Annotated in this window: 28 protein-coding genes and 1 pseudogene; 14 read left to right on the forward strand and 15 right to left on the reverse strand. The window is 67.4% G+C overall.

All coding sequences use genetic code 11. The features are described 5' to 3' along the window. The first annotated feature begins 42 nt into the window (after nucleotides 1-42). Complete coding sequence (locus tag A5688_RS09935; RefSeq protein ID WP_067914406.1) at nucleotides 43-285, forward strand: hypothetical protein; 243 nt, start codon at nucleotides 43-45, stop codon at nucleotides 283-285. A gap of 94 nt (nucleotides 286-379) precedes the next feature. Next, nucleotides 380-769, forward strand: coding sequence for a phage holin family protein (locus tag A5688_RS09940; RefSeq protein WP_067835291.1), 390 nt, complete (start codon nucleotides 380-382; stop codon nucleotides 767-769). 4 nt (nucleotides 770-773) lie between these two features. On the opposite strand, the gene A5688_RS09945 is transcribed toward A5688_RS09940, so the two are convergent. The 6 genes and pseudogenes from A5688_RS09945 to A5688_RS09970 all read right to left on the reverse strand — a co-directional run bounded on the left by A5688_RS09945 (nucleotide 774) and on the right by A5688_RS09970 (nucleotide 4,979). After that, nucleotides 774-1,556 (reverse strand): enoyl-CoA hydratase/isomerase family protein, encoded by a 783-nt coding sequence (locus tag A5688_RS09945; RefSeq protein WP_067914402.1) that lies wholly within the window; start codon nucleotides 1,554-1,556, stop codon nucleotides 774-776. After that, the gene (locus A5688_RS09950) at nucleotides 1,553-2,533 is read right to left on the reverse strand and encodes an FAD-dependent oxidoreductase (protein ID WP_067914399.1); all 981 of its coding nucleotides are present in this window, start codon (nucleotides 2,531-2,533) and stop codon (nucleotides 1,553-1,555) included. Before A5688_RS09950 ends, A5688_RS09945 begins: the two co-directional genes overlap by 4 nt. 191 nt (nucleotides 2,534-2,724) lie before the next feature. Beyond that, nucleotides 2,725-3,231 (reverse strand): annotated as a pseudogene (locus tag A5688_RS09955) (hypothetical protein); the annotation flags it as partial. Between the two features lie 84 nt (nucleotides 3,232-3,315). Then, nucleotides 3,316-3,810, reverse strand: coding sequence for an SRPBCC family protein (locus A5688_RS09960; RefSeq protein ID WP_067835286.1), 495 nt, complete (start codon nucleotides 3,808-3,810; stop codon nucleotides 3,316-3,318). Then, the gene (locus A5688_RS09965; RefSeq protein WP_067914396.1) at nucleotides 3,810-4,439 is read right to left on the reverse strand and encodes a nitroreductase family protein; all 630 of its coding nucleotides are present in this window, start codon (nucleotides 4,437-4,439) and stop codon (nucleotides 3,810-3,812) included. Before A5688_RS09965 ends, A5688_RS09960 begins: the two co-directional genes overlap by 1 nt. Before the next feature lie 57 nt (nucleotides 4,440-4,496). Beyond that, nucleotides 4,497-4,979 carry a carboxymuconolactone decarboxylase family protein gene (locus A5688_RS09970; RefSeq protein WP_067835282.1) on the reverse strand — a complete coding sequence of 161 codons (483 nt, stop codon included), beginning with the start codon at nucleotides 4,977-4,979 and terminating at the stop codon, nucleotides 4,497-4,499. A 116-nt stretch (nucleotides 4,980-5,095) separates the two neighbouring features. On the opposite strand from A5688_RS09970, the gene A5688_RS09975 reads away from it, so the two are divergent. From A5688_RS09975 to A5688_RS09985, 3 genes are read left to right on the forward strand one after another with little or no spacing between them, the layout of a single operon-like run. Continuing rightward, nucleotides 5,096-5,785 (forward strand): hypothetical protein, encoded by a 690-nt coding sequence (locus tag A5688_RS09975; protein ID WP_242660393.1) that lies wholly within the window; start codon nucleotides 5,096-5,098, stop codon nucleotides 5,783-5,785. A gap of 9 nt (nucleotides 5,786-5,794) precedes the next feature. Further along, nucleotides 5,795-7,240 carry a class I adenylate-forming enzyme family protein gene (locus A5688_RS09980; RefSeq protein ID WP_067914390.1) on the forward strand — a complete coding sequence of 482 codons (1,446 nt, stop codon included), beginning with the start codon at nucleotides 5,795-5,797 and terminating at the stop codon, nucleotides 7,238-7,240. Between the two features lie 15 nt (nucleotides 7,241-7,255). Continuing rightward, a complete protein-coding gene (locus A5688_RS09985) occupies nucleotides 7,256-7,969 on the forward strand; it encodes a hypothetical protein (RefSeq protein WP_067914387.1) in 714 nt (237 codons plus the stop codon). Here the strand turns inward: A5688_RS09985 and A5688_RS09990 are convergent. Continuing rightward, nucleotides 7,963-8,940 (reverse strand): NAD(P)H-dependent flavin oxidoreductase, encoded by a 978-nt coding sequence (locus A5688_RS09990; RefSeq protein WP_067914436.1) that lies wholly within the window; start codon nucleotides 8,938-8,940, stop codon nucleotides 7,963-7,965. The two genes, A5688_RS09985 and A5688_RS09990, sit on opposite strands and share 7 nt — an antisense overlap. An 8-nt stretch (nucleotides 8,941-8,948) precedes the next feature. Beyond that, nucleotides 8,949-9,341, reverse strand: coding sequence for a tautomerase family protein (locus tag A5688_RS09995; protein ID WP_067914384.1), 393 nt, complete (start codon nucleotides 9,339-9,341; stop codon nucleotides 8,949-8,951). A 109-nt stretch (nucleotides 9,342-9,450) separates the two neighbouring features. Between A5688_RS09995 and A5688_RS10000 the strand changes: the two genes are divergently transcribed. Further along, nucleotides 9,451-10,320 carry a LysR family transcriptional regulator gene (locus tag A5688_RS10000; protein WP_067914381.1) on the forward strand — a complete coding sequence of 290 codons (870 nt, stop codon included), beginning with the start codon at nucleotides 9,451-9,453 and terminating at the stop codon, nucleotides 10,318-10,320. A gap of 29 nt (nucleotides 10,321-10,349) precedes the next feature. On the opposite strand, the gene A5688_RS10005 is transcribed toward A5688_RS10000, so the two are convergent. Further along, nucleotides 10,350-10,949 carry a TetR/AcrR family transcriptional regulator gene (locus A5688_RS10005; protein WP_067835316.1) on the reverse strand — a complete coding sequence of 200 codons (600 nt, stop codon included), beginning with the start codon at nucleotides 10,947-10,949 and terminating at the stop codon, nucleotides 10,350-10,352. A 109-nt stretch (nucleotides 10,950-11,058) separates the two neighbouring features. Between A5688_RS10005 and A5688_RS10010 the strand changes: the two genes are divergently transcribed. Beyond that, on the forward strand, nucleotides 11,059-12,627 hold the full coding sequence (locus A5688_RS10010) for a phytoene desaturase family protein (protein WP_067914433.1): 1,569 nt from the start codon (nucleotides 11,059-11,061) through the stop codon (nucleotides 12,625-12,627). A gap of 4 nt (nucleotides 12,628-12,631) precedes the next feature. Here A5688_RS10010 and A5688_RS10015 read toward each other — a convergent pair whose 3' ends face one another. From A5688_RS10015 to A5688_RS10035, 5 genes are all read right to left on the reverse strand, one after another. Further along, entirely contained in the window at nucleotides 12,632-13,459 is an 828-nt protein-coding gene (locus A5688_RS10015; RefSeq protein ID WP_067914378.1) for a lipase family protein, read from the reverse strand. 17 nt (nucleotides 13,460-13,476) lie between these two features. Then, the gene (locus tag A5688_RS10020) at nucleotides 13,477-14,085 is read right to left on the reverse strand and encodes a YbhB/YbcL family Raf kinase inhibitor-like protein (RefSeq protein ID WP_067914430.1); all 609 of its coding nucleotides are present in this window, start codon (nucleotides 14,083-14,085) and stop codon (nucleotides 13,477-13,479) included. Between the two features lie 66 nt (nucleotides 14,086-14,151). Beyond that, nucleotides 14,152-14,598 (reverse strand): SRPBCC family protein, encoded by a 447-nt coding sequence (locus tag A5688_RS10025; protein WP_067914375.1) that lies wholly within the window; start codon nucleotides 14,596-14,598, stop codon nucleotides 14,152-14,154. Nucleotides 14,599-14,648: 50 nt separating this feature from the next. Continuing rightward, entirely contained in the window at nucleotides 14,649-15,065 is a 417-nt protein-coding gene (locus tag A5688_RS10030; RefSeq protein WP_067914372.1) for an SRPBCC family protein, read from the reverse strand. Further along, on the reverse strand, nucleotides 15,062-15,376 hold the full coding sequence (locus A5688_RS10035) for an ArsR/SmtB family transcription factor (RefSeq protein WP_431768075.1): 315 nt from the start codon (nucleotides 15,374-15,376) through the stop codon (nucleotides 15,062-15,064). The genes A5688_RS10030 and A5688_RS10035 overlap by 4 nt, the downstream gene beginning before the upstream one ends. Before the next feature lie 106 nt (nucleotides 15,377-15,482). Here A5688_RS10035 and A5688_RS10040 point away from each other — a divergent pair, with 106 nt between their 5' ends. From A5688_RS10040 to A5688_RS10065, 6 genes are all read left to right on the forward strand, one after another. Beyond that, nucleotides 15,483-16,196 (forward strand): MBL fold metallo-hydrolase, encoded by a 714-nt coding sequence (locus A5688_RS10040; protein ID WP_067914427.1) that lies wholly within the window; start codon nucleotides 15,483-15,485, stop codon nucleotides 16,194-16,196. 246 nt (nucleotides 16,197-16,442) lie between these two features. Next, nucleotides 16,443-18,731 (forward strand): isocitrate lyase ICL2, encoded by a 2,289-nt coding sequence (gene aceA, locus A5688_RS10045; protein ID WP_067914367.1) that lies wholly within the window; start codon nucleotides 16,443-16,445, stop codon nucleotides 18,729-18,731. A gap of 263 nt (nucleotides 18,732-18,994) precedes the next feature. Next, nucleotides 18,995-19,213 carry a hypothetical protein gene (locus A5688_RS10050; RefSeq protein WP_067832639.1) on the forward strand — a complete coding sequence of 73 codons (219 nt, stop codon included), beginning with the start codon at nucleotides 18,995-18,997 and terminating at the stop codon, nucleotides 19,211-19,213. Nucleotides 19,214-19,365: 152 nt separating this feature from the next. Next, entirely contained in the window at nucleotides 19,366-19,716 is a 351-nt protein-coding gene (locus A5688_RS27720; protein WP_068268142.1) for a hypothetical protein, read from the forward strand. A gap of 163 nt (nucleotides 19,717-19,879) precedes the next feature. Beyond that, complete coding sequence (locus A5688_RS10060; RefSeq protein ID WP_067914361.1) at nucleotides 19,880-21,043, forward strand: LLM class flavin-dependent oxidoreductase; 1,164 nt, start codon at nucleotides 19,880-19,882, stop codon at nucleotides 21,041-21,043. A gap of 114 nt (nucleotides 21,044-21,157) precedes the next feature. Continuing rightward, entirely contained in the window at nucleotides 21,158-21,538 is a 381-nt protein-coding gene (locus A5688_RS10065) for a hypothetical protein (protein ID WP_067839297.1), read from the forward strand. A 58-nt stretch (nucleotides 21,539-21,596) separates the two neighbouring features. Here the strand turns inward: A5688_RS10065 and A5688_RS10070 are convergent, their stop codons facing one another. Then, the gene (locus tag A5688_RS10070) at nucleotides 21,597-22,064 is read right to left on the reverse strand and encodes an SRPBCC family protein (protein WP_067839300.1); all 468 of its coding nucleotides are present in this window, start codon (nucleotides 22,062-22,064) and stop codon (nucleotides 21,597-21,599) included. A gap of 208 nt (nucleotides 22,065-22,272) precedes the next feature. Here A5688_RS10070 and A5688_RS10075 point away from each other — a divergent pair, with 208 nt between their 5' ends. After that, nucleotides 22,273-24,114 (forward strand): fatty acyl-AMP ligase, encoded by a 1,842-nt coding sequence (locus A5688_RS10075; RefSeq protein WP_067914358.1) that lies wholly within the window; start codon nucleotides 22,273-22,275, stop codon nucleotides 24,112-24,114. The last annotated feature ends 70 nt before the right edge of the window (nucleotides 24,115-24,184 follow it).

The following is a 24,184-nucleotide window of genomic DNA, read 5'->3' on the forward strand; positions in this document are numbered from 1 at the left end:
GCCTCGTCAGACACCGGGATTCTTGAAAGGCGACGATCTGAGATGACAGATAAATGGTTCTCCGATATCAGCGCGCCGGGACAGTTGACCCTCGCGGATCTGTGTGACCAGATCGAGCAGAAAATCCACCTCAACGCGGACAACCAGAAACCACCGCAGGAGTTCCCCGATTGGCAGTCGTGCGTGGCAGATCGGGACGCCACCATCTACAAGTTGAGCGCGGCTGTAGTCAACCTGTGCCAGATGGTGAAGTACCTGGCGTCGGAGATGCGGGACGACGCTTAGCGGCAGCGATCGGAAAGCTCCTGTTTGCGCCGAGGAATTCCCACGGTGAACTAAACGGGCTGCCCTTTCACACGGCTGGTGAGAGGATTTGGGCATGGGCCCTTTTCTGCTTCGCGCCGCACTGACCGGTTTCGCGCTATGGCTCGTCACGAAGTTCGTCCACGGGATCACGTTCGTCGGCGGTGACACCAAGCTGCAACGGGTCGGCATAATCTTCGTCGTCGCCGTGATCTTCGGTCTGGTCAACGCGTTCATCAAGCCGATCGTTCAGCTCTTGTCGATCCCGCTGTACATCCTGACCCTCGGCCTGTTCCACGTCGTCGTCAACGCGTTGATGTTGTGGATCACCGCCTGGATCACCGACCACACCACCCACTGGGGCCTGGCGATCGACCATTTCTGGTGGACGGCGATCTGGGCCGCGATCGTGCTGTCGATCGTGAGTTGGTTGCTGTCCCTGGTGATTCGCCGCACCCGCGCCTGAAAGCTCAGCGGGCGTGCCATCGCGGCGGTCGTTTTTCCGCGAAGGCGCGCGGCCCTTCCTTGGCGTCCTCGGTCTCGAAAATGCGGTCGCTGTGCCGGGTTTCGTTGTCGTAGGCCGCCTCGAGGTTTAGCGCCAAACCCTCCACGACGGATTGTTTGGTCGCGGAGACGGCCAGCGGCGCGTTGGCCGCAATGCGTTCGGCGTAGTCGTACGCGGTATCCATCAGCTGGCTCGCCGGGGCGATCCGGTTGATCAGTCCCATGGCGAGTGCCCGCTCGGCGTCGACCATGTCGGCCGTCAGCAGGAACTCCATCGCCAACGGGTAGGGCATCTGACGTGGCAGCCGCACGGTGGTTCCGCCTCCGGCGAACAAGCCGCGTTTCGGCTCCATCACCGCGAATCGCGCTTCGGGCACCGCCACTCGAATATCGGTTGAACTCAACATCTCGAAGCCGCCCGCGACGCACGTACCGTTCACCGCGGCGATGATCGGTTTGTAGACGGGAAAGCGATGCAGAACGGCGTGAATGGCGTCGTCCTTGTTCCACCCGTCGGGTCTGGGCAGCTCACCCGTCAGCTCCGGAATGAATTTCTTGAGGTCGGCCCCGGTGCAGAAGTCCCGGCCGATGCCGGTGACCACCGCGACCCAGGCCCGATCGTCGTCGCGGAACGTGGCCCAGGCGTGGGCCAGGTCGCGAAAATGGGCCATGTCCAGCGAGTTTCGCGTCTCGGGACGATTGATCGTGATGGTGGCGATGCGCTCGTCCAGCCGGTAATCGATGCTCACGCCGAAACCCCATCGACCAGGCTCACCACGTCGCGGGCGCACCCCCAGGACAGGGTGACGCCGTTGCTGCTGTGGCCGTAATTGTGGATGCACAATGCCCGTTTGCGCGCAGGCCCCAGCGGCTCGGCTTCCACCCGCACCGACGGACGGTCGGGCCGCAGTCCGGTGATCACCTCGATCACCTCGGCGTCGTTGAGGCGCGGCTCGATGCGCCGGCAACGCTGCAGGATGCGCCCGGTCACCTCGGGATCCGGCGTGGTGTCCCAGCGGCCGGGGATGCTGATGCCGCCGCAGACGACTCGCTGCGGGTGCGGAAAGAAGCAGGTCCATTCCGGGCCGCTGTTGAGTTCCAGAAACAGTTGCCGCAGACCGGGATTGGTCAGCACGACATGCTGGCCGAACAGCGGCCGCACGGTGTCGTCGCCCGTCAGCGCGCCGGCGGCGAGGCCCGCGCAGTTGACGATGATTCCAGCGGCGTCGGCGGCCTCGTCCAGGGACCGCAGCGGATGCTCCTCGATTTCGCAGCCGGCGGCCGTCAGCCGCCGGGTCAGATAGTCGAGATAGTGCGGCATGTCGATCATCGGCACGGTGGCGCGAAATCCGGTGCCGAAGCCCTCGGGGACGTCGCCCGGGGCGGCCGGGCGCAGGTCGGGGATCAGGGTCGCCGCCGACGCCATCGCCTCGCTCGTGGTGAGCTCGCCGACGGCCAGCGCGGGCGCCAGCAGCACGCCGGAGTCGGGATCCCCGGCAAGCTCGGTGAACACCTGCAGCGAGTGCTCGGTCCAGCCCAGCGTCTCGGCGGCGCGTTCGGCGGGTCGCGGGGGACTCCAGACGGCGCCCGCCACCGCCGAGGTCGTCCGCTGTGGCATCGTCGCCGCCCATACCCGCACCGGCCAGCCCGCCTCGGCCAGACAGATGGCCGACGTCAATCCGCTGACGCCGGCACCGACGACGACGATCTGCTGCGTATGTGCCACGGCGCCACGGTAGCGAAAACGAGCCGGTCGCGGGCCGCGGTTAAGTCAGCGGCGGGCGCGATCAGGACCGATCAGGAATGCGCGGCCTGCGGGGCCGGCGATGCCGGAGCTTGCGGGGACGCCGGAGCCGGTGAGGCCGCCGGAGCCTGCGGAGCCGGGGACGCGGCGGGCGACTTCGGAGCCGGGGCCTGCTGTGGGTTGTTCCCACCGAGCAGGCTGTTGAGGATGCCGAGCGTGCCCTGCACACCCGCGGGCGGCGCGCTCGGAGGCAGAGCAGCATCCGGAGTCAGCTGCCAGGGCTGGCAGCCCGAGGTCTTGAACGCTTTGTCGCCCGGTTCGATCTGCACCACCTGCGGCTTTTTCGACATCGCGTTATCGATCAGGGCGCCGTCCGGGTTGCCGGTCCGCTTCCAGTAGCAGGTGCCATCGCCGACGGGTCCGCCCGAGCTGTAGATGCCCGGCGAGATGTCGCTTCCCACTGCGTAGATGCCGTCCTTGTCGATGGACGTCTTCGGGCCCGCTGGGGCGGGGGTGGCCCCCGGTGCCGCGTTCGGGGACGGCGACGCCGCAGGTGCCGGACCCGGCGCCGGGCCCTGTGTCTCGTCCGGGTCGGCGCTCGCAACGACCGTGGACGCGGCCCAGCCCGCGACCATCAGACTCGCAGCAACCATCCGTGCCGCAGTAGGTACTCCACCCATAGAAATCGAGGGTACCGGGGTCAACAACCTAATTCACATCGTTGTGAAATCTCCCCGGGCGGCAAACCGGGCGGCAGAGAGCGCCTAAGCCAGCCGCCGCACTCGGCCGGCGTAACCGAGCGCGTGTTCGTAGGTCTCGAGGTTGTCGCGGGAAATCTTCGCGTGCACCGGGCGCTCCAGAAAGAAGCGCAGCACCGGGTTGTAGGCGTGATAGGTCTCGTGGAACGTCAGCACGGTCGTGCCGTCCGGCTGCTCTTCGAGCTGGTGATAGCCCTCGGCGCGCGACCAGAGCGGGGCGCCGACCGCGGTGTATCGCGACAGCTTGTTCAGCTCGGCCTCGGTCACCGTCTCCCACGACCGCGCCCTGCCGCCGGACAGCAGATACTTCGGCACTTTGTATACGCAGGTGCGGACCAGCCCCTCGCCGGCCTCGTTGCCTTCGTTGAGGATTTTCATGCTGCCGCCCGGCCACTCGAGCACCCGCGGGCGCGGGGCGTCCGGCGGTACCGGCGGATGCAGCACCCGCCAGACTTTTTGCGGCGGAGCATCGACGTGGAATCGCACGGTGTAGGACTGCATCAGGGTTCTCCCCAGCCGTCCCAGAAAGTGATGGTCTCCGCGGGCGGCCGCTTGGCCGGCCGGAAGTCGGTGCCGATCGTGTAGGCGACGGGGAACAGCGCGGCCTGCATGACGGTGGGCGGAATGCCGAGCAACTCGGCAACCTCCTTCTCCTTGAACAGGTGCATCGTCGTCCAGACCGAACCCAGTCCGCGCGAGCGCAGCGCCAGCAGAAAGCTCCAGCCCGCCGGGATGATCGATGCCCAGGCCGCCGCGGCGATACCCGGTTCAGCGGTGTCGATCCGCTCCTCGAGACAGGGAATGACGTGCACCGGTACCTCGGCCAGCGTCTCGGTCAGGCTCATCGCGCTCTGGTACACCCGCTGGGTCTGCGCGTCGCTCGCGTTGTCGGCCGCGTACGCGAGGTACTGCGCACCGATGCTGCGATAGATCTCGGCGATCGCGGCCCGCTTGTCGGCATCGGTGATCACCAGCCAGCGCCAGTTCTGCGTGTTGCTGGCCGTGGGCGCCTGCATCGCCAACCGGATGCACTCCAGGATCACGTCGCGACCGACCGGGCGGGTCAGGTCGAGGCGTTTGCGAACCGCCCGCGTGGTGCTCAACAATTCGTCGACGGTGGCGACGTCCATGTGTTCCTTCCCGATGCGTGACCAGAAACGTGATTATCAGAGTGGTTAGTGGTGTGATCAGAGGTCGATGGCGCAAGACTGGTCGACGCCCAGCACGCTCAGGGAGCGCCCCAGGCCGAGGAAGACGGCGACGCACAGCGTGAGATCCAGAATCTCCTCATCGGAGAAGGACTCCCGAAGTCGTTGAAAGAACGCATCGTCGATCGACGCGTGGTCCGTGGCGAAGCGTTCGGCGTACTCGATGCAAAGGCGTTGGCGCGGCGTGTATCCCGGGTAGCTGGCATATGCGCGGACGTTGTCGTACAGCTCGGGCGCCACACCCGCGTCCAGCACGGACGGGGCGCGGAAGTCCGCGCAGGCGACGCAGTCGTTGATCATGGCGATGCGCATTCTGGCGAGCTCGCGCTCCTCGGCCGGCAGGATGCTCTGCTGATACGCGCCGCGGATCATGCGTTCGACCATGCCGCCCAGTTGTGGTCGCAGCGTCCAGATCATGGCGGCTTCGCCGCCGGGGCCATCGGGCACGTCGAGACGGGCCATCAGCGAACTCCTGCCCGGTGAAAAGAGGTACTGACCCGAGCCAACCAGATCATGGTCGCCGAGGCCAGGCATAGACCCGGCAAACGGTTTGGAGTTACCGTCTCGGCGTGCTGTTCATGCACGAGGTGCACACGGTGCGCGGCCGCCACGAAGACGACTTCGAGGCCGCGTTCCGGCACGGCTGGATGCCCATGCTCGCCGCCGGCGACGATGCGCGGCTGCTGTGGTACGCCGACCACGCCCAGGGCAGCGGCCCGTCCTACACGGTCGTCACCGTCACCGCCGTCAGAAACGGAGCCGCGTGGGAGCGTCTCGCGCTCCGCGTGCAACGAGGCGATCTGCAGACATGGATGCGCGGACTGGACGAACTACGGCACGGGGTCGAGGCCAAACTGTTGGTGGCACTCCCGTGGTCGCCGCTGCGGGACGTGGCGTTCAACGAGGTACCGGCCGACGGGCGGGAGCACGAACTGAGCCTCTACATGGAAGACACCATGTGGCCCTACCAAGACAAGTTCGAGGAATACGTCGCCCGCTGCGGGGATGTGTATGCCGCAGGCCTCGAACGCCCCTCGGCAATGCTGGCGATCCAGGCGGCTTTCCAGCCCGCCCTGGGCAGCCACCTTCGCCGCGAGGTCGTTTTGATGCAGCGCATCCAGCGCCCCAAGCAACTGCTCGGATTGCTCCGAACCCGGATTCCCGACGAATACCGCGCCCCGGGAACCTGGATGCACGACGCCCTGGAGCTGCGCGACCAGTGGACCAGCCGGCTGTTGCGCACCTCCGCGTGGTCGCCCTGGTACTGAGCGGCGCGCATGAACATCGGGACGATCCTCGACACCGCCGCGGCCGGCGATCCCGCTCGGACCGCGCTGATCATCGACGGGCGGCCCATCGATTACGGCGAGGTGGCGGATTCGGTCCGCCAGTGCGCCGCGGGACTTGCCGCCTGCGGAGTGCGGGCCGGCCAGCGTGTCGCTGTCCTCGACGGCGGAAGTCTGCTGTCGATCGCGGCCTTGCTCGGGGCGGCGCGCATCGGTGCGGCGGCCGCGCTGATGAATCCCGCGCTGACCCCGCACGAGATCCACGGGCTCGTCGACAACGCCGGTTGCGCCGGGGTGGCCGTGGCGGGGGCGCCGTACGCCGACCGGCTCCGCGACGCCGGCATACCCGCGGTGCTGACCGCAGCGGATCTGATCATGACCACCCGTCGGCCCGGCGACGAACCCACCGACAGCGCCGACGACCGGGACGCCTTGATCCTTTTCACCAGCGGGACAACCGGACTGCCCAAGGCCGTCGCCATCACGAGCAAGCAGCTCACGAGACGGATCAAGGGGATGGCGGCACCATTTCAAGCGCAGGCCCGACCGGCGGTGGGGATGATGTGCGTCCCCTTCTTCCATGTCGGCGGCGCACTGGGCATCCTCGGGAGCTTGTACTCCGGCAACACCTCGGTGATACAGCAGCGATTTGACGCCGGCGAGTGGCTACGTCTGGTGTCAGAGCACCGCGTGACCACCACGTTCATGGTGCCGACGATGCTGCAGCGCATCCTCGACCATCCCGACTTCGCGGGTACGGATCTGACGTCGCTGGTCGCCATCGCCTACGGCGCCGCCGCAGCGCCCGTCAGATTGGTGCGCAGGGCGATGACCGCGCTTCCACATGTGGCTTTCGCCAACGTGTTCGGCCAGACCGAGACCCTCGGCGCGTACACGACCCTGATGCCGGACGATCACCGCGATCCCGCTCGCGCGGGTTCCGTGGGCCGACCGCTACCCGGGGTCGACGTGCGCGTCGTGGATCCGGACACGGGCAGCGACGTCGAAACCGGAACGGTCGGCGAGTTGTGGGTGAACACCACCCAGAATGTCACCGCGGGCTGGCTGCACACCGGCGATCTGGCCCGCCAGGACCCCGACGGCTACATCTTCCCGAGTGGCCGCCTGAGTGACACCATCAACCGCGGGGGAGAGAAGTTCGGTCCGACCGAAGTCGAGGAAGCGCTGCGTTCCCACGCGGCAGTGCTCGACGTCGCAGTCGTCGGCGTCGCCGACGACGAACTCGGTCAGCGGGTGGGGGCCGTCGTATCTGCCTGCACACCAGTCACTCTCGACGAGCTGCGCGCGCACTGTCGCGAGCTGATCGCTTACTTCAAGCTGCCCGAGCGGCTGGTGATCGTCGACGACATCCCCTACAGCTCAACCGGGAAGATCAATCGCCGCGAGCTCGCCGCGCTGATTGCGAATGACGCCTGAACCCCTGGAGTTCCCATGCTGTTCCTTCACGAGACCCACAGCGTGGTCGGTGCGCGCCAAGACGATTTCGAGGCCGCATACCGCGAGGGATGGATGCCGACACTGGCAGAAGAGGACGACGCTCGACTGCTCTGGTACACCAATCACGCCCACGGGTCCGGGATGTCGTACAACGTGGTCACGATCACCGGCATCGTCGACGGCGCGGCCTGGGAGCGACTCGCACGCCGAGCGCAGAGCGGTGACCTCCGACCCTGGATGCGCGAGCTGGACAACCTGCGCCACGAAGTCAGCGGCAAGATCCTGCTGCCGGTTCCGTGGTCACCGCTTCAGACCGTGGACTTGACGACCGTGCCCACCGACGGGTCCACGCACGGGCTGACGTTGTTCATGGAAGACACCGGGTGGCCCTACGCGCCGCTCGACGACTACATCCGCTCCTGGGACGAGATCTACTATCGGCCACTGTCTCGGGCACCCGCGCGGATGCGGATCCTGGATATTCAGGCGTGCTTCCAGGTCGCGCACGGCAGCCATCGACGGCGAGAAGCGATGCTGTGGCAGAGGATTGACGACGCCAACAACTACGCGGCGCTCGTCCACTTGCTCACCACCGAGATCCCGCCCGAGCACCGGGCGCCGGGCAGCTACATGTTCGAAGCGTTGAAGTTCCGCGATCAATGGGAGAGTCGGTTGCTGCGCACCTCGGACTGGTCACCCCTCTACTGAGCCGAGGGGCCAGCCCGGTTGAGGATGCGCTTCGCTTGACTCACCATGTCGGCGACGATCTCGGCGGCGGGACGGACCTCGTGGATGCGCCCCACCCCTTCGCCGGTAAGGATGGCGGCGGTGTCGAAATCCTCTGCGGCGACGGCCTTCTCGTAGGTGCTGATCGCCTCGGGCAGTCGCGCCGACAGCGCGGCCTCATTGCCGTGCCAGGTGTCGGTGAAGGCGTTGCTCAGCGCCCGCGCGTCGTATCCGGCGGGCCAATCGAGGTGGCGCACAACGTCATAGACGCGGGTACGCACGGTGTCGTCTCCGCCGGCCAACAGGGCCCGCTGCTGGGCTCTCGGCGACACCAGCGCCTCCGGCGTCGCCCAGAACCTGGTTCCCACGACCGCGCCGTCGGCGCCGAGCGCCAGCGCGGCCGCCAGCCCGCGGCCATCACCGACGCCGCCGGCGGCCACCACCAATGTGTCGGGTGAGCGATCCGCCACGAGGTCGACGATCTCGGGCACCAGGGTGAACGTCGACCGCACGCTCATCCCGTGTCCACCGGCCTCGCCGCCCTGAGCCGCGATGACTTGCGCCCCGGCGTCGACGGCACGGCGCGTCTGATCGAGGTTCTGCACCTGCGCGATGAGCGGGACGCCGGCCGCGTGGATGCGGTCGGCGAACGGCTGCAGCTCGCCGAACGACAGCATCACGGTCGCCGGCCGCTGGGCCAGCGCCATGTCCAGCGCTCCGGGATTGCGGGCCAGGCTCCAGGTGATGAACCCGTATCCGACCCGGGTGCCGTCGGCCTGCCCGATCTCGGACTGCAGCCATTCGGTGTCGCCGTAGCCCCCGCCGATGAGGCCCAGGCCGCCGGCCCGCGTCACCGCCGCCGCGAGCCTGCCCCCGGAGACCAGGGCCATCGGCGCGAGCAGGATGGGCTGCTCGATCCCGAACAACTCGGTGAGCCGTGTCGGCAAACCCATCGCGGCGCTCACGTGAGCTCGCCGGTCAGGAACTGCGCCCTACCGTGGCCGAAAGACCAGTCCTCGTCCCCGTTTTCGGTGATCGAGACGATCAGATCGGCCGGGTCCAGGCCGCAGCGGTCGGCGAGACGGGCCGCCAGCAACTCATAGAACTTCTGCTTGAGCTCACGGCGACGGCGTCGGCTCACGACGTGCAAGACCACCTGGCGCGACGAACGATCGATGCCGAGACCGGTATCCAGCGTGACGATCTCGTGCGCGGGGTGGGTGTGCACCACCTGGTAGCGATCCCGCTCGGGGACACCGAACGCCTCTACCACCGTCTCGTGGATCGCGTCCAGCAGTGCGCGAACTTCGGACCGCGTACGACCCTCGACGAGGTCGACATACAGCAGCGGCATTTTTCCTCCTGCGAACGACAGCGCGGATTGCGCGTCCTTTGCAACCGACGTTAGGTGCCCGGTACTCCCGCGTGAAATGCCTTCTGTAGGACATCTATGCTCATCACGCATGGACGTGGTGCAGGCCGGCCGAGTCGAATTGCGTCACCTTCGGGCGTTCGAAGCGGTGGCGCGCCTCGAATCGTTCACGCAGGCCGCCCAGGAACTGAGCATCACCCAGCCCGCGCTGAGTCGAACCGTCCAGCAACTCGAAGACGCACTGGAAGCCACGCTGCTGGACCGGAGTTCGCGACACGTCACCGCCACCCAGGCCGGGCGGGTCTTCCTCGATTACGTCGAGCGGGTCCTCGCCGAATTGGGGCGCGGTGTCGACGCCGTCCGGCAGCAGGCGAGCATCCGCCTGGGGTTCAGCTGGCTGCTGCCCGATCCGTGGGCGCAGGACACCGTGGCGCGTTTCGAGCGGGCCGCCCGGACCACCGTCAACCTGATCCGCACCGACGACGCGCTCGGTGCGGTCCAGCAGGGCAGGGTCGATGTCGCCCTGGTGCGCGGGCACGTGACATCGACCGCCGTCCGAATCGTGCACCTTTTCGACGAGCCACGGGTGGCGGTGTGTTCCGTTCATTCACCCCTGGCCAAACGAGGGGCACTGGATTGGGCCGAGGTGCCACGGTGGCCGCTGGTGGTCAACACCGCCAGCGGCACCACTGGACCCTGGTCATGGCCCGCGGGAGTCGGACCCGAAACCGTGGTCGAGACAAAGAATTTCGATGAGTGGATCGAATCAGTCGCGGCCGACCGGGGCATCGGGGTCATCCCCGATGTCGCCATCCGGCGCAACATCCACCCGGGCGTGCGGTTCGTCGCCCTGCAGGGTGCACCCGACATTCCCGTCGCCCTGGCGTTTGTGAAGCGGGCCAACGGCCCCGCGCTTCGTCGCTTCATCGCGGTGGCAGTGGAGACCGCGGCGGACCAGTGACGAAGGGTGCCCCGACGGCGCGGGCACCGTCAGGCAAGCGGCGCCAGGCCGGAGCGCACCAGATCCAGGCTCGCGGTCACGTCTTGGCCGAGGTCGCCGGAACAACCTCTGCGGCCCCAGTTCTCCACTGCCGCAACCAGCGCGGCGGCGATCGCCGAACCCGCGACCTCGGCGGCCAGATCGATGTTCGCCAGGTCCGGATTCCGCGCCCTGACGAAGTCGGTGAGCACGCGGGCGAACGAGGACTGCACGACGCGCAGGTGACCGGCGATGCGCTCGGCGCTGATCAGCTCCGCCCGGGCGGCCGCGGCCTGGCGAACCACTTCGAGGTCGTGCGGGAATGCGGCAACGCTGGCCAGCACCGCGTCGAACAGCGGTTCCGAGGGCGGACGTTGGGCGAGCGCTTCGGCCAGCCATTCCAGCTGGGTCTCGTAGTCCTGGAAGAGCACGGCTTCCTTGGTCGGGAAATGCCGGAAGAAGGTGCGTTCGGTGACACCGGCCTCGCGGGCCAACTCGGTGACGGTGACGTTCGCAAACCCCTTGTGGGCGAAGCTCTTCAGCGCCGCTCGACGAAGCGCCTCATGCGTCGATCGTCGTCGTTGTTCATGACGGTTGCCCGGGGCAGTCATCTCAGCGGTGATCGTATCCCAGGCCACGGCAGAACTGACGTCTTCCAATTGTGTCAGTACTGACATATTCTTGGCACGCGGTTACCCGATGGAGGCGAGGGCCAAGACCATGGGCAATACGGATTACGACGCGATCGTGGTGGGCGCCGGGCACAACGGGCTGACCGCGGCGGCGATCCTGCAACGCGCCGGCCTGCGCACGGTGTGCCTGGAAGCCAACACCTACGCGGGCGGCATGGCGGCGACGGTCGAGTTGATCGACGGCTTCCGGTACGAGATCGCCGGTTCGGTGCAGTTTCCCATGGCGAGCCAACTCGCGAAGGACCTCGGGCTGGACACCCTGCCGGCGGTGGAGCCCGACGTCATGTCGACCAACATCGGCGAACACGGCGAAGAGCCGATGATCTTCTACCGCGACCCGATGCGGCTGATGACGCATCTGAGCGACAAGCACGGGTTCGAGGCGGTCACCGGCATGGCCGAATTGATCGGCTGGAGCCAGGGTCCGGCGAAGGCGCTGGGCCGTTTCGACGTGCGCCGGCCACCCAAGACCCTGGACGAGATGTATGCCTGCGCGACCAACGACGACGAACGCCGGGCGATTCACGAAATGCTGTTCGGCTCGGCCATGGACGTGATCGACCGCTACCTGCCGGACAAAGACAAGCACGCGGTCATGCGCGGGATGCTGGCATTCCTCGCGGTCAACTCGACCTACCGCGGCCCGTACACACCGGGCAGCGCGACCTGTCTGGCCTTTGCGCTGGCGGTACCCGACAACAGCACCGCGATGATGACCAAGTTGAAGGGCGGCATCGGCGCGCTCACCGAACACCTGCGAGAGCTGTTCGTTGCCCACGGCGGCGAGATCCGGTTCCGCACCAAGGTCGAGGAGATCCTGGTCGACCAGGAGCGAGTGACCGGCGTACGACTGCGCGACGGGTCGACGATCTCGGCGCCGATCGTGGTGTCCAACCTGTCGCCCGACGTCACGCTCACCGAACTGATCGCACTCGAACACGTTCCCGCGCAGCTGGTTTCGCGTGTCTCCGGCCGCGACCACCGGGCCTCGTTCGTGCAGATCCACTTCGCCCTGGACGGGCTGCCCGAGTTCGCCCCGCCGTACGAGTTCCTCAACGAGGAAGGCATGCAACAGTCCGTCGGAATCTTCGGCTCACCCGAGGAGCAACAGCTGCACTGGGAAAACTGCCGGCGAGGCATCGTTCCGGACAGCCCGTCGATGGGCATGCAGATCCCGTCGGTGCACGATCCCGACATGGCGCCGCCCGGCAAGCACGCGGCGAGCGCCTACGCCTACGCCTTCCCGGTCGAAGTGCCTCGCGACCAGCACGGTCATCTGAAAAACGAGATGGCGCAACGGGTTATCGACAAGATCGCCCGGTTGGCGCCCAACTTCAAGGACATCGTGATACGCCACATCACGTTCGCGCCCTACCACATGAACACAATGTTCGGCGCACCCTCGGGCGACTTCTGCCACGGGCTGCTGCACCCGGACCTGATGGGACCCAACCGGCCCGGCCCGAAGGGCTTCCTCGATGTGCCCCTCGGAATCGAAGGCCTGTATCTCGCCGGCGCCGGATGCCATGGCGGGCCGGGCATCACCTTCACTCCCGGGTACAACGCCGCCTACCAGGTGCTCGACGACGCGTCGTGACTTTTCAGGGTTTGCAGGCGGGTTCCAGGGCAAGCACCGGGCCACCGGATTGCAGCGAAAGCAGATACAGGTAGGTCGCAAGCGAATGTTCGCATATCAGAGTGCATTTGACCAACCTCACCGGGTTCAGCTCGTCGGGGGTGAGCACGTGCTCGTAGCCGACGAACGTGGGAGGTAGCGCGGTGACGACGTCCAGGCGGTTGGTGACCCGATACGAGTTCTTGACCACCTGGTCGTAGGTGCTTGCGAACAGCGAATCGCCGGTGCGCGGGCTGCCGTAGGTGTAGACGGCCGGCGCCGTGAACACGGTGTTGGCCGCCACGTCGAGGGCCAGCATCGTCGCGAGCGCGCCTCCCAGGCTGTGCCCGCAGATCGTCACGGAGGTGACGGGTTGCGGGAGCTTCGCGAGCGCGTCGACCACCGTCGGCGAACCCGGCGCGGCCCCGGTCCGCAGCGAGGAGTACATGTCGGTGAAACCGTCTTCGGTGTGGCCGGCGCCGGCCAGGAAGGGACAGGGCACCAGCCCGAACTCGGCGTCGTGAATCCATTCCAGGATCCCCACGGTCCCGCGGATTGCGACCGCCACGTCGCCGGTTTTGTTCTCCTGGCAGATCAGCCCGATGGATACTTCGTCGCCGACCCGGGCCGGGTTCATGTCGGTCGCCAGATCGTTGGCATAGATCGTGGTGACCACGGTGTAGTCGACGCCGCCGGCGCGCAGGGGCCGACCGGCCGCGTTCGTCAGGTCATCGGGTGGCGTCGCGTAGGTCGCATTGACGAGTTGGGCGAATTGTATTGCCCGCGTTACGTCGAACGTCGATTGTGTTGGCATCGCGGGCCCGCTCGGGTTCAGCCGCCGAACAGTCCGGTGAGCTGCGCCTGTGCGGTCGCGGCACCGGCGATCGTCTGCGCCGCCCGAACCCCGGCCAGGCCGCCGGGCAGCTGGTAGTCATTCGGCAGCTGGTACAGGGTGAACCGGTAGTGATGTGTGCCGGTACCCGCCGGGGGACAGGGACCCATGTACGCGGGCTGGCCGGCCGTGTTCGGCAGCGCGGTCGCCCCGGCCGGGGTCTGACCGTCGGCGGTGCTGCCCGAACCGGGGGGAATGCCGACGACGACCCAGTGGACGTAGAGCCCGTTGACGGCATCGGGATCGTCGAGGATCAGGGCGGCGCCCAACGGTGCCGACCACGCCAACGGCGGGGCGATGCCGGCGCCCTTGCAGGTGTACTGCGGGGGAATCGGCGCCCCGTCGGCGAAAGCCGGGCTGCTGATCGTCAACGGCCCGCCCGCCGGCGCGTTCGGTGCCGTGCGACCGAGGGTGGTGACCTTCGGGGTCGACGGTGTCGTCGGGTGGCTATCGCCGTGGCCCCCGCAGCCGGCCAACGCCGGCGCGATCGCCAGCGCACTGATGATCGCCCCGATCCGGTGAAGCGTGCCCGCCAGCGTCGATTCCATGAAGAACAGTCTGACTCGCGCGACGGCGCTCGGGAAGGACCCGATCTTCACGCGGGCCCGTTGACGTTACTTGTCGCGTTTGGCGACTTCGAGGACCCGCTTGCGCAGCCCCTCGGTGGCGGTGTCCATCAGGCTCTTGGTCCCCTTCTTGACCAGGAAACCGGGCACGGGCGCCACCAGGTCGACGGTGAGTTCGAAGCGGACCCGGGTGGCATCCCCTTCGGGTGTCAGCGTGTACCGACCCTCTTGGGCGCGTTGCTGTTTGGCGCTGACCAGGTTCCAGCCCACACCGTCGTCGTGAACGGTGTACGTCAGCTCCTGTTCGTCGCTGACGCCGACGAGCTTGACGACCTGTCTGGATCTGGCCGGGTGATTCTGGTCGTCGCGCTCGAGCACTTCGATCTTCTTGTGCACCGACGACCACTCGGGCAGGGATTCGATATCGAACAACACCTCCATGATTTCGTCGGGTGTCGCCTCGATGACGACCTCGCGGGAGTCGGTGATAGCCATGCCGGGAAGATAGCCAGCGCGGTGCGGGTCGAAACCAGTGGCACGTCGCGTCAGGGAATTGGTTGTGCACCAAGGCGAGCGAGGCGGGGGAGGACGACGTCGCGCCATCCCTGCCCCATGCGCTCGAAGGCCTGAGTCATGCGGCTGTCGTCGAGGTCAAAGCCGCTGTGTTCCAAAAACACTCGGGTACCGTCCCCTTCGGCTTCCAGCCTCCAGGTCAGCGTCCAGGCGGCGGTGAACGTGTAGGCGAAGAGGTGCGGCGGGTCGACCCGGAGCACCGTGCACGGCTGCTTGCCATAGCCCGGCATGTCGAGGGTGAACTGGTGTCCCACCACCGCGGCCACCTGCCCCTCGGCCCACCACAGCTTCATCAGCTCGGGTTCGGTCAGCAGTCGCCACACCTTGGCCGGCGGCGCCGCGACGAATTGATCCACCCGGATCGTCGCGAACCGTGACGTTTCGGTCATTCCAGCTCCTCTGCTACCTCGGCGAGCTTGCCCAGTCGGGCACGCCAGAACTTCTCGAACGGATGCAGCCAGTCGCCGAGCTCCGCCAATGGCTCCGCGGTCAGGCGGTAGATGCGATGGCGCCCGTGCTGTTGGTCGGTCACCAGCCCCGCGTCACGCAGCACCTTGAGGTGTTCGGCGACCGCGGGCCGGCTCAGCGCGAACCGGTCGCTGAGTTCCCCCGCCGACCGTGGTCGGTCGACGAGGATTTCCAGCAGTTCGCGCCGCACCGGGTTGGCCAAGGCGAGAAAGACGCGATCGGCGCTGGCCACGCTCGGCACCATACGTCGGATATTTCCAACATGTCAACTATTTCCGACATTAGACGCGGCGGGAATGCGCTGGTCGCCGGAACCCGTGGCGGCTACCTTCCTGGGTGTGCATTTCGTCTGGGAACGGCTGGCCGACGGTGTGCATCGCTGCCGCCTTCCGTTCTGCGACGTGACCATCGGGTTCGTGCGTGGCCGCACCGGAGCGCTTCTGGTCGACACCGGGACCACGCTGGCCGAGGCGGCCGCCGTCGACGCCGACATCCGGTTGCTCACCGGACGCCCCGTGAGCCATATTGTCCTGACGCACAAGCACTTCGACCATGTGCTGGGTTCGTCGCTGTTCTCCGGGGCGCAGGTGCACTGCGCGCCCGAGGTGGTCGAATACCTCTCCTCGGCCACCCAGGACATCCGCGCCGACGCGCTGCAATACGGAGCCGATCCCGCCGAGATAGACGCGGCGATCGCCGCCCTGCGGCCCCCGCGCGTCGGCGGCTACGACGCCGTCGTCGACCTGGGAGACCGGACGGTGACCATCGCCCACCTCGGGCGTGGGCACACCTCGTCGGACCTGGTGGTGATCGCGCCGCCGACGGATGAGGGCGAGCGGGTCGTGGTGTTCACCGGTGATTTGGTGGAGGAGTCCGCGGATCCCGCGATCGACGCCGACTCCGATGTCGCGGCCTGGCCTACGACTCTTGACCGGCTGCTGGCGGTCGGGGGTCCCGAGGCGATCTACGTCCCGGGCCATGGCAAGGTCGTCGATGCGGAGTTCGTCCGTCGCCAGCGGGACTGGTTGGCCCGGCACGCAGCCGCGCCCTGAGCACATACCATATCGAAAGGTATTGTCTCCCAGGGCATTGAAGCCGCACGGCGGCCCGACACCGCCGGCGGACCGCCGTGTGAGGCAGCGCGATCCGCCCCGATCACCGCCCCGCCACCGAAACGCTCGCGCAACTACAGGGTGCGGCAACAGTTTTGGTTTTGAGACTTTCGGCCCCTGATTGAACGGCCGTTTCCGGGGATAGACTCACGTTCAGTGGAATCTTGCTGCAGAGGAGCGTAAGACATGGCGATCATCGACAGGGACACGCAAGTCCGGCCATCGTTCGACGACGAGGTCGCTGCCACGCAGCAATACTTCGACGACCCGCGCTTCTCCCGCATCACCCGCCTCTTCACGGCCCGCCAGGTAGCCGAGCAGCGCGGCACCATCCCCACCGACTACACCGTTGCCCGCAACGCGGCGGCCGCCTTCTACGAGCGGCTGCGCGAGTTGTTCGCCGAGAAGAAGAGCATCACCACGTTCGGCCCGTACTCGCCCGGTCAGGCGGTGGCGATGAAGCGGATGGGTATCGAGGGGATCTACTTGGGCGGCTGGGCGACGTCGGCCAAGGGCTCCACCACCGAGGACCCCGGACCCGACCTCGCCAGTTACCCGCTGAGCCAGGTTCCCGACGACGCCGCGGTGCTGGTGCGCGCGCTGCTGACCGCCGACCGCAACCAGCAGTACCTGCGCCTGCGCATGAGCGAGCAGCAGCGGGCCACCGCCACCGAATACGACTACCGGCCGTTCATCATCGCCGACGCGGACACCGGCCACGGCGGCGACCCGCACGTGCGCAACCTGATCCGCCGCTTCGTCGAGGTCGGCGTGCCGGGATACCACATCGAGGACCAGCGGCCCGGCACCAAGAAGTGCGGCCACCAGGGTGGCAAGGTGTTGGTCCCGTCGGACGAGCAGATCAAACGCCTCAATGCCGCGCGCTTTCAGCTCGACATCATGAAGGTGCCGGGCATCATCGTCGCCCGCACCGACGCCGAGGCTGCCAACCTGCTCGACAGCAGGGCCGACGAGCGCGACCAGCCGTTCCTGCTCGGCGCCACCAACCTCAATATCCCGTCGTACAAGTCGTGCTTCCTGGCGATGGTGCGCCGCTTCTACGAGCTGGGCGTCAAAGACCTCAACGGCCATCTGCTCTACGCGCTGCCCGAAGGGGAGTACGCCCAGGCCGCGGCCTGGCTTGAGCGCCAAGGCATCCAGGGCGTGATCTCCGACGCCGTCAACGCCTGGCGCGAGAACGGTGAACAGTCGATCGACGACTTGTTCGACCAGGTCGAGTCGCGATTCGTGGCAGCGTGGGAAGACGACGCCGGGTTGATGACCTACGGCCAGGCCGTGGCGGACGTGCTCGAATTCGACGCAAGCGAGGGCGAGCCGGCCGACATGAGCGCCGACGAGTGGCGGGCCTTCGCGTCGCGCGCGTCGCTCTACTCCGCCAAGAAGAAGGCCAAGGAGTTGGGCGTCGACCCGGGCTGGGACTGCGAGCTGGCCAAGACCCCCGAGGGTTACTACCAGATCCGCGGCGGCATCCCGTACGCCATCGCGAAGTCACTGGCGGCGGCGCCGTTCGCCGACATCCTGTGGATGGAGACCAAGACGGCCGACCTGGCCGACGCCAAGCAGTTCGCCGACGCCATTCACGCCGAGTTCCCCGACCAGATGCTGGCCTACAACCTGTCGCCGTCGTTCAACTGGGACACGACCGGTATGACCGACGACCAGATGAAGCAGTTCCCCGAGGAACTGGGCAAGATGGGCTTCGTCTTCAACTTCATCACCTACGGCGGGCACCAGATCGACGGCGTGGCGGCCGAGGAGTTCGCCACCTCGCTGCAGCAGGACGGCATGCTGGCGCTGGCCCGCTTGCAGCGCAAGATGCGCTTGGTCGAATCCCCGTACCGCACACCGCAAACCCTGGTCGGCGGCCCGCGCAGCGATGCCGCGCTGTCCGCCTCGTCGGGTCGCACCGCAACCACCAAGGCGATGGGCGAGGGCTCGACCCAGCACCAGCACCTGGTGCAGACCGAGGTGCCGAAGAAGCTGCTCGAGGAGTGGCTGGCGATGTGGAGCGAGAACTACAGCCTCGGCGAGAAGCTCCGCGTGCAGCTGCGGCCCCGCCGGGCCGGCTCGGACGTGCTGGAACTCGGCATCTACGGCAATGACGACGAGCAGCTGGCCAACGTCGTCGTCGACCCGATCAAGGACCGGCACGGCCGCAGCATCCTTCAGGTGCGCGACCAGAACACCTTCGCCGAGAAGCTACGGCAGAAGCGGCTGATGACCCTGATTCACCTGTGGCTGGTGCACCGCTTCAAGGCCGACGCGGTGATCTACGTGACGCCGACCGAGGACAACCAATATCAGACCTCGAAGATGAAATCGCACGGCATCTTCAGCGAGGTCTATCAGGAGGTCGGCGAGATCATCGTCGCCGAGGTGAACCGGCCCCGCATCGCCGAACTGCTGCAGCCCGACCGGGTCGCGCTGCGCAAGCTGATCACCAAGGAAGATTAGCCAGCGGCCCGACCGCGGCCGTCACATCGATCGACGTGGCGGCCGCTGACGGTTCGCATCCGATCCGGCGCCGGCACATGCCGGCCGCGTCAAGCGCGTCCTCGCCGCCGCGCCCGTTGTGCGTGACCCCGACCCGTCTCGGCTTATTGGAGCGCGTCAAGCAAAGAATTCACTCTGCGTACAGTTGCACAAGTGTAGGATTTAGCTTGTAACAAACGTGCGTTCAGATTTAACAAACGCGCCGGAACTGGAAGGAGCGCCTGATGAGAATCACAATCAAGAAGGCGATCGCCGCGTTCGGTGGTGCGGCAGCGGTTGTTTTGGCGGTCGGATTCGGCCCCGCCGGTGTTAGCCCGGCGGACAACGCACCGCCGGCGACCATGCATTCGTCGTCCAGCGCCGCGCCGATCCAGCCCGGCCCGGCCGCGGCCGGCGTGCATGTCGCCACGCTCGTCGGCTGCGTGCCGGGAGCGAATTGCTAGCGGACCACCGTGTGCGATGGCCCATCACCCCAGCGTGATGGGCCATCTTCGTATTGCGCAATCCGGCCGCCGAAAACTGTTTGCGCGGTGACTCCCGGGGGTAACAAAAAGTGGGCGGCGGGAAGTGACGCAAGTGGAGATTGGGGGATCTGATGAGGTCTGGACCGAGGACGGCGGTCGCACTGTTCGGCGGTGCGGCGATGCTGGTGCTGTCGGTCGCCTGCGGCGGCGGTCACAAGCAGGGCCCGAGCAGCACCACCACTTCGACCACCACGCCGTCGTCCAGCGTCGCGCCTTCCACTGCGCCCGGTGGCGGCGGCGGTGAACCGGGCGGCCCGACCGGCGGCGGCGGACCCGGCGGTGGCGGCGGCGGCGTGCCCGGCGGCCCGACCGGTGGCGGCGGACCCGGCGGCGGGGGCGGCAGCATTCCCGGCGTCGGCGGTGGCGGCGGCGGACCGGGCGGCGGCGGCGGTTGCGTCGGCAACGTCTGCGGCGGCTACTGACGCCGAGTCCCGTTGAGCCCGTGTGTCGGGCGACCAAAAGACTTGTTACCTAGCCGGTGGGGCCGGGATTACCTGGCCCCATCGGCTGAACCCTTTGTGGGCCTAGGGCCGAACCCGCCATCCGAGTTATGGTTCTCCGCAACTCGGATGCAAGGGGACTTCAATGTCGAAGCTCAGGTTCGGATACTTCATCGCCCCGTTCCACCGCGCGGGTACCAACCCGACGCTGGCCCTGCAACGCGATCTTCAGTTCATCGAGCACCTCGACGCCCTCGGCTTCGACGAAGTCTGGTTGGGCGAACACCACTCGGCCGGTAGCGAAATCATCAGCTCCCCGGAGGTTTTCATCGCCGCCGCCGCCGAACGCGCGAAGCGAATCCGGTTCGGGACCGGGGTCATTTCGCTGTCGTATCACAACCCGCTCTGGGTCGCCGACCGGCTGATGCTGCTGGACCACCTCACGCACGGCCGCATCATCGGCGGAGTGGGGCCGGGCTCGCTGCCCAGCGACTCGTCCATGATCGGACTCACCCCCACCGACACCCGAGAGTTGCTGGAAACCAACCTCGATATCGTCGTGCGGCTGCTGGCGGGGGAGACGGTCAGCGCTAAGACGGCCACCCATCAGCTCTTCGACGCCAAGCTGCAGCTTGCCCCGTACTCCGACGGCGGGATCCCGCTGTCCGTCGCCGCGGTCGCATCGCCGACGGGTGCACGGCTGGCCGGCAAGCACGGCATCGGCCTGCTCTCCATCGGGGCGACCCTGACTGTTGAGGGTTTCAACGCCCTCTCCTACCACTGGGGCATCGTCGAGGAGCGCGCCGCGGCATTCGGTGCGCAGGTCGACCGCAAGAACTGGAGCCTGGTCGGCCTGTTCCACCTCGCCGAGACCGAAAAGCAGGCCCGCGAGGAGATCAAGTTCGGCATCGAGCCGTGGTTCCGGTACTTCCAAAAGGTCGCCGCGTTCCCGCAGATGACGATGCCGGGCGACCAGCTCGACGAGATGATCGACGTCATCAACGACAACGGGGCGGGCGTGATCGGAACTCCCGAGCGGGCGCGGGAGCAGGTGCAACGGTTGTGGGATCAGTCCGGCGGGTTCGGCTGCATGCTGCAGATGGGACACGAATGGGCCAATCCGGCCGCCACCAGACGCTCCGCCGAACTGTTCGCCGCCGAAGTGATGCCGCATTTCCAGGGTCAGGCGCAGCCGACCCTGGATGCCGCCGCACGCGCCGGGCAGGCCCGGGAAAGCTTGGCGCAGTCGCAGTTGGACGCCGTCGCGCACATGACCAAGAAGTATCAGGACGAGGTCGACGCGAAGTAGCGGCTCGGGCGCCGCACACCGCGATTCGCAGCCCGGGCATTCCGCGCCCGGCTTCATACCCAGAAGACAGCCTGGTCTCAGGGGGCGGCCAGGGGCGCGGCGCATATCTGGAGGATGACCACCAACACCCCTCGCCCCACCGTCGCCGGCGGACGCCGGCGACGTTTACTGCTCGGACTGGCCGGCGCCGCGGTCCTGGCCGTCCTGGCCCTGTACGACGCCGCGCAGCCCCAGACCGCCGGAATCATGCCGGGATCCGGATCGGTGCGCCCGACGGATCTGGCCGTCTCACCCCAGGCGCCGCCGGGTATTGCCGGCGGCGGCTTCGCCGCCGATGACGACGACGATCAAGCCCAGCTGCAGCAGCAGCTGAACCAGCAGCAGCTGCAGCAGTCCATGCAACAGGCCGAACAGCAAAACGAACAGGCCCAGCAGCAGTTCAATCAGGACATGCAGCAGCAGCAGACGTACGAGAACCAGTTCAACAACCCGTAGTTCGTGCACCGAAGCGTGGCGGCCGGCGTGCGCGGCCGCCATGCGCCGTGCCAGAAAGCTAGCGCCCGGCGTTGGATTCGCGCTCGGCCGCCTTCACCAGCCGGGCGGCGAAAAACCGCACCGCCCCGCCCATTGCGGCGCGCATCAGCGGCCCGGTCCCGCGAACGCCCTCGGTGAATGAACCGGTCCAGCGGATGTCGGTTCCGCCCGCCGCGTTCGGTGTGAGGACCACCTCGCCGGCGTAGTCCTTGGCCGGGGTGGCGGGCCCCACCAGCTTGTAGGCGTGGCGGCGGTCCTGCTCGTACTCGACCGTTTCCTCCTGCACGTAGACCGGCCACATGCCCACCTTGCGGACGGCCCCGATGCCGCCCGGCGCGGGATCGCCCTGGCGGGCCCAACTCGAGTGCATGACAATCGGCTTGGCCCACCGCGACCAGTTGGCGCCGTCGGCCACCAGCCGGAACAGCGTCGCGGCGGGCGCACTGCTGGTGCGGTTGATCTCGAAGGAAAAGTTCCGGCCCGGCATGACAACTCCTGGTGGTAGCAAACGGACGGCCCTGGACATCGCTCGCCGGTAGGCTACCGCCCGCGCCGGTCCTGAGCCGGATCGGGTTGAGCGTCGCTGTTCGCTCCTTGATCGACGGCCTGCAGGGGACGGCGAATGCGCCCGCCGCTCTTGATGTTTGCCAATTCATCGCGGGGGACCGTCGCGCCGGCCTGCCTAGACTGCAGTCATGAATCGCGATGCGCGGCACGACGGCCCAGATGGCCTGCTTCGGATCGAGGACTGCCTGGACGCCGGTGGCGCTGTCGTCATGCCGCCCGGGGTCAACCTGATCTCGCTCATCGACCGCAACATCGCCAACGTGGGTGACACCGTGGCGTACCGATATCTCGACTACAGCCGTTCGGCCGAGGGCGACGCCGAAGAGGTGACGTGGACCCGGTTCGGCGTCCGGCTGGAAGCCATCGGCGCCCGCATCCAGCGGGCCGCGAGTCGCGGTGAACGCGTTGCGGTCCTCGCGCCGCAGGGCATCGACTACGTCGCCGGCTTCTACGCGGCGGTCAAGGCCGGAACCATCGCGGTGCCGTTGTTCGCCCCGGAACTGCCCGGGCATGCCGAACGCCTTGACACCGCGCTGCGCGATTCCGAGCCCACCGTCGTCCTCACCACGACGGCCGCCGAAGAGGCGGTCGAGAAGTTCCTGGCCGGCCACCCACACCTGCGCCGGCCGCAGGTGATCGCGATCGACCAGATACCCGACTCGGCGGGGGAGTCGTTCGTGCCCACCGAACTCGGCATGGACGACGTTTCCCACCTGCAGTACACGTCGGGCTCCACCCGGCCGCCGGTCGGCGTCGAGATCACCCACCGCGCGGTGGGCACCAACCTGGTGCAGATGATTCTGTCGATCGACCTGCTGGACCGAAACACCCACGGCGTCAGCTGGTTACCGCTCTACCACGACATGGGTCTGTCGATGATCGGCTTCCCGGCGGTCTACGGCGGCCATTCCACGCTGATGTCTCCCACCGCATTCGTACGACGACCCCAGCGATGGATTCGGGCCCTGTCCGACGGGTCGCGGCGGGGCAACGTCGTCACCGCCGCACCGAACTTCGCGTACGAGTGGGCCGCACAGCGCGGCCTGCCCGCCCGCGGCGCGGACCTCGATCTGCGCAACGTGGTGATGATCATCGGCTCCGAACCGGTCAGCATCGACGCGATCAGGACCTTCAACAAGGCGTTCGCGCCCTACGGGTTGCCGCGCACCGCGTTCAAGCCGTCCTACGGCATCGCCGAGGCAACGCTGTTCGTCGCGACCGTCGCCCCTTCCGCGGAGGCGACGGCGGTGTACTTCGACTCCGAACGGCTGGGCGCCGGCCACGCGGTGCGCGTCGACGCGGATTCTCCCAACGCCGTCGCGCAGGTGTCGTGCGGTCAGGTCGCGCGCAGCGAATGGGCCGTCATCGTCGACCCCGCCAGCGGATCCGAGTTGCCGGATGGCAAGGTGGGCGAAATCTGGTTGCAGGGCAACAATGTTGGACGCGGCTACTGGGGACTGCCGGAGGAAACGCGGCGGGCGTTCGGCGCCGTTCTGCGATCGCGGCTCACCGACGGCGGCCACGCCGATGGCGCCGATCCCGGACGCGCCTGGCTGCGCACCGGCGACCTGGGCGTGTACCTCGGCGGCGAGCTTTACGTGACCGGCCGGATCGCGGACCTGGTGACGATCGACGGCCGCAACCACTACCCGCAGCACATCGAGTCCACCGTCGCCGCCGCCTCCGAGGTGGTCCGGCGCGGCTACGTGACGGCGTTCTCCGTGCCGGCCGACGATGACCCGCATGATGCCCGGCTCGTCGTGGTCGCCGAACGGGCCGCCGGCACCAGCCGCCAGGATCCTCGCCCGGCGATCGAGGCGATCCGCACCGCCGTCGGGCGGGGGCACGCTCTGACCGTCTCGGACGTGCGTCTGCTGCCCGCCGGTGCCATCCCCCGGACCACCAGCGGCAAACTGGCCCGCAGGGCCTGCCGGGCCGCATACCTCGCCGGCACCCTGGGCGTCCGCTAGTTGTACCCGGCAGGGACGTTGTTGACGATTCGGCTGTGAGAAGGGAGGACCTCCGGGCTTAGTGGAGATG

The sequence above is a fragment of the Mycobacterium mantenii genome (assembly GCF_001667865.1).
GTDB lineage: Bacteria > Actinomycetota > Actinomycetes > Mycobacteriales > Mycobacteriaceae > Mycobacterium > Mycobacterium mantenii_A.

Coding starts and splice junctions, on each gene's coding strand:
- A5688_RS09935 (WP_067914406.1), top strand. CDS start 43: ATGACAGATAAATGGTTCTCCGATATCAGCGCGCCGGGACAGTTGACC.
- A5688_RS09940 (WP_067835291.1), top strand. CDS start 380: ATGGGCCCTTTTCTGCTTCGCGCCGCACTGACCGGTTTCGCGCTATGG.
- A5688_RS09960 (WP_067835286.1), bottom strand. CDS start 3,810: ATGCAGTCCTACACCGTGCGATTCCACGTCGATGCTCCGCCGCAAAAA.
- A5688_RS09965 (WP_067914396.1), bottom strand. CDS start 4,439: ATGGACGTCGCCACCGTCGACGAATTGTTGAGCACCACGCGGGCGGTT.
- A5688_RS09970 (WP_067835282.1), bottom strand. CDS start 4,979: ATGGCCCGTCTCGACGTGCCCGATGGCCCCGGCGGCGAAGCCGCCATG.
- A5688_RS09975 (WP_242660393.1), top strand. CDS start 5,096: ATGCACGAGGTGCACACGGTGCGCGGCCGCCACGAAGACGACTTCGAG.
- A5688_RS09980 (WP_067914390.1), top strand. CDS start 5,795: ATGAACATCGGGACGATCCTCGACACCGCCGCGGCCGGCGATCCCGCT.
- A5688_RS09985 (WP_067914387.1), top strand. CDS start 7,256: ATGCTGTTCCTTCACGAGACCCACAGCGTGGTCGGTGCGCGCCAAGAC.
- A5688_RS09990 (WP_067914436.1), bottom strand. CDS start 8,940: ATGGGTTTGCCGACACGGCTCACCGAGTTGTTCGGGATCGAGCAGCCC.
- A5688_RS09995 (WP_067914384.1), bottom strand. CDS start 9,341: ATGCCGCTGCTGTATGTCGACCTCGTCGAGGGTCGTACGCGGTCCGAA.
- A5688_RS10000 (WP_067914381.1), top strand. CDS start 9,451: ATGGACGTGGTGCAGGCCGGCCGAGTCGAATTGCGTCACCTTCGGGCG.
- A5688_RS10005 (WP_067835316.1), bottom strand. CDS start 10,949: ATGACTGCCCCGGGCAACCGTCATGAACAACGACGACGATCGACGCAT.
- A5688_RS10010 (WP_067914433.1), top strand. CDS start 11,059: ATGGGCAATACGGATTACGACGCGATCGTGGTGGGCGCCGGGCACAAC.
- A5688_RS10015 (WP_067914378.1), bottom strand. CDS start 13,459: ATGCCAACACAATCGACGTTCGACGTAACGCGGGCAATACAATTCGCC.
- A5688_RS10020 (WP_067914430.1), bottom strand. CDS start 14,085: ATGGAATCGACGCTGGCGGGCACGCTTCACCGGATCGGGGCGATCATC.
- A5688_RS10025 (WP_067914375.1), bottom strand. CDS start 14,598: ATGGCTATCACCGACTCCCGCGAGGTCGTCATCGAGGCGACACCCGAC.
- A5688_RS10030 (WP_067914372.1), bottom strand. CDS start 15,065: ATGACCGAAACGTCACGGTTCGCGACGATCCGGGTGGATCAATTCGTC.
- aceA (WP_067914367.1), top strand. CDS start 16,443: ATGGCGATCATCGACAGGGACACGCAAGTCCGGCCATCGTTCGACGAC.
- A5688_RS10050 (WP_067832639.1), top strand. CDS start 18,995: ATGAGAATCACAATCAAGAAGGCGATCGCCGCGTTCGGTGGTGCGGCA.
- A5688_RS27720 (WP_068268142.1), top strand. CDS start 19,366: ATGAGGTCTGGACCGAGGACGGCGGTCGCACTGTTCGGCGGTGCGGCG.
- A5688_RS10060 (WP_067914361.1), top strand. CDS start 19,880: ATGTCGAAGCTCAGGTTCGGATACTTCATCGCCCCGTTCCACCGCGCG.
- A5688_RS10065 (WP_067839297.1), top strand. CDS start 21,158: ATGACCACCAACACCCCTCGCCCCACCGTCGCCGGCGGACGCCGGCGA.
- A5688_RS10070 (WP_067839300.1), bottom strand. CDS start 22,064: ATGCCGGGCCGGAACTTTTCCTTCGAGATCAACCGCACCAGCAGTGCG.
- A5688_RS10075 (WP_067914358.1), top strand. CDS start 22,273: ATGAATCGCGATGCGCGGCACGACGGCCCAGATGGCCTGCTTCGGATC.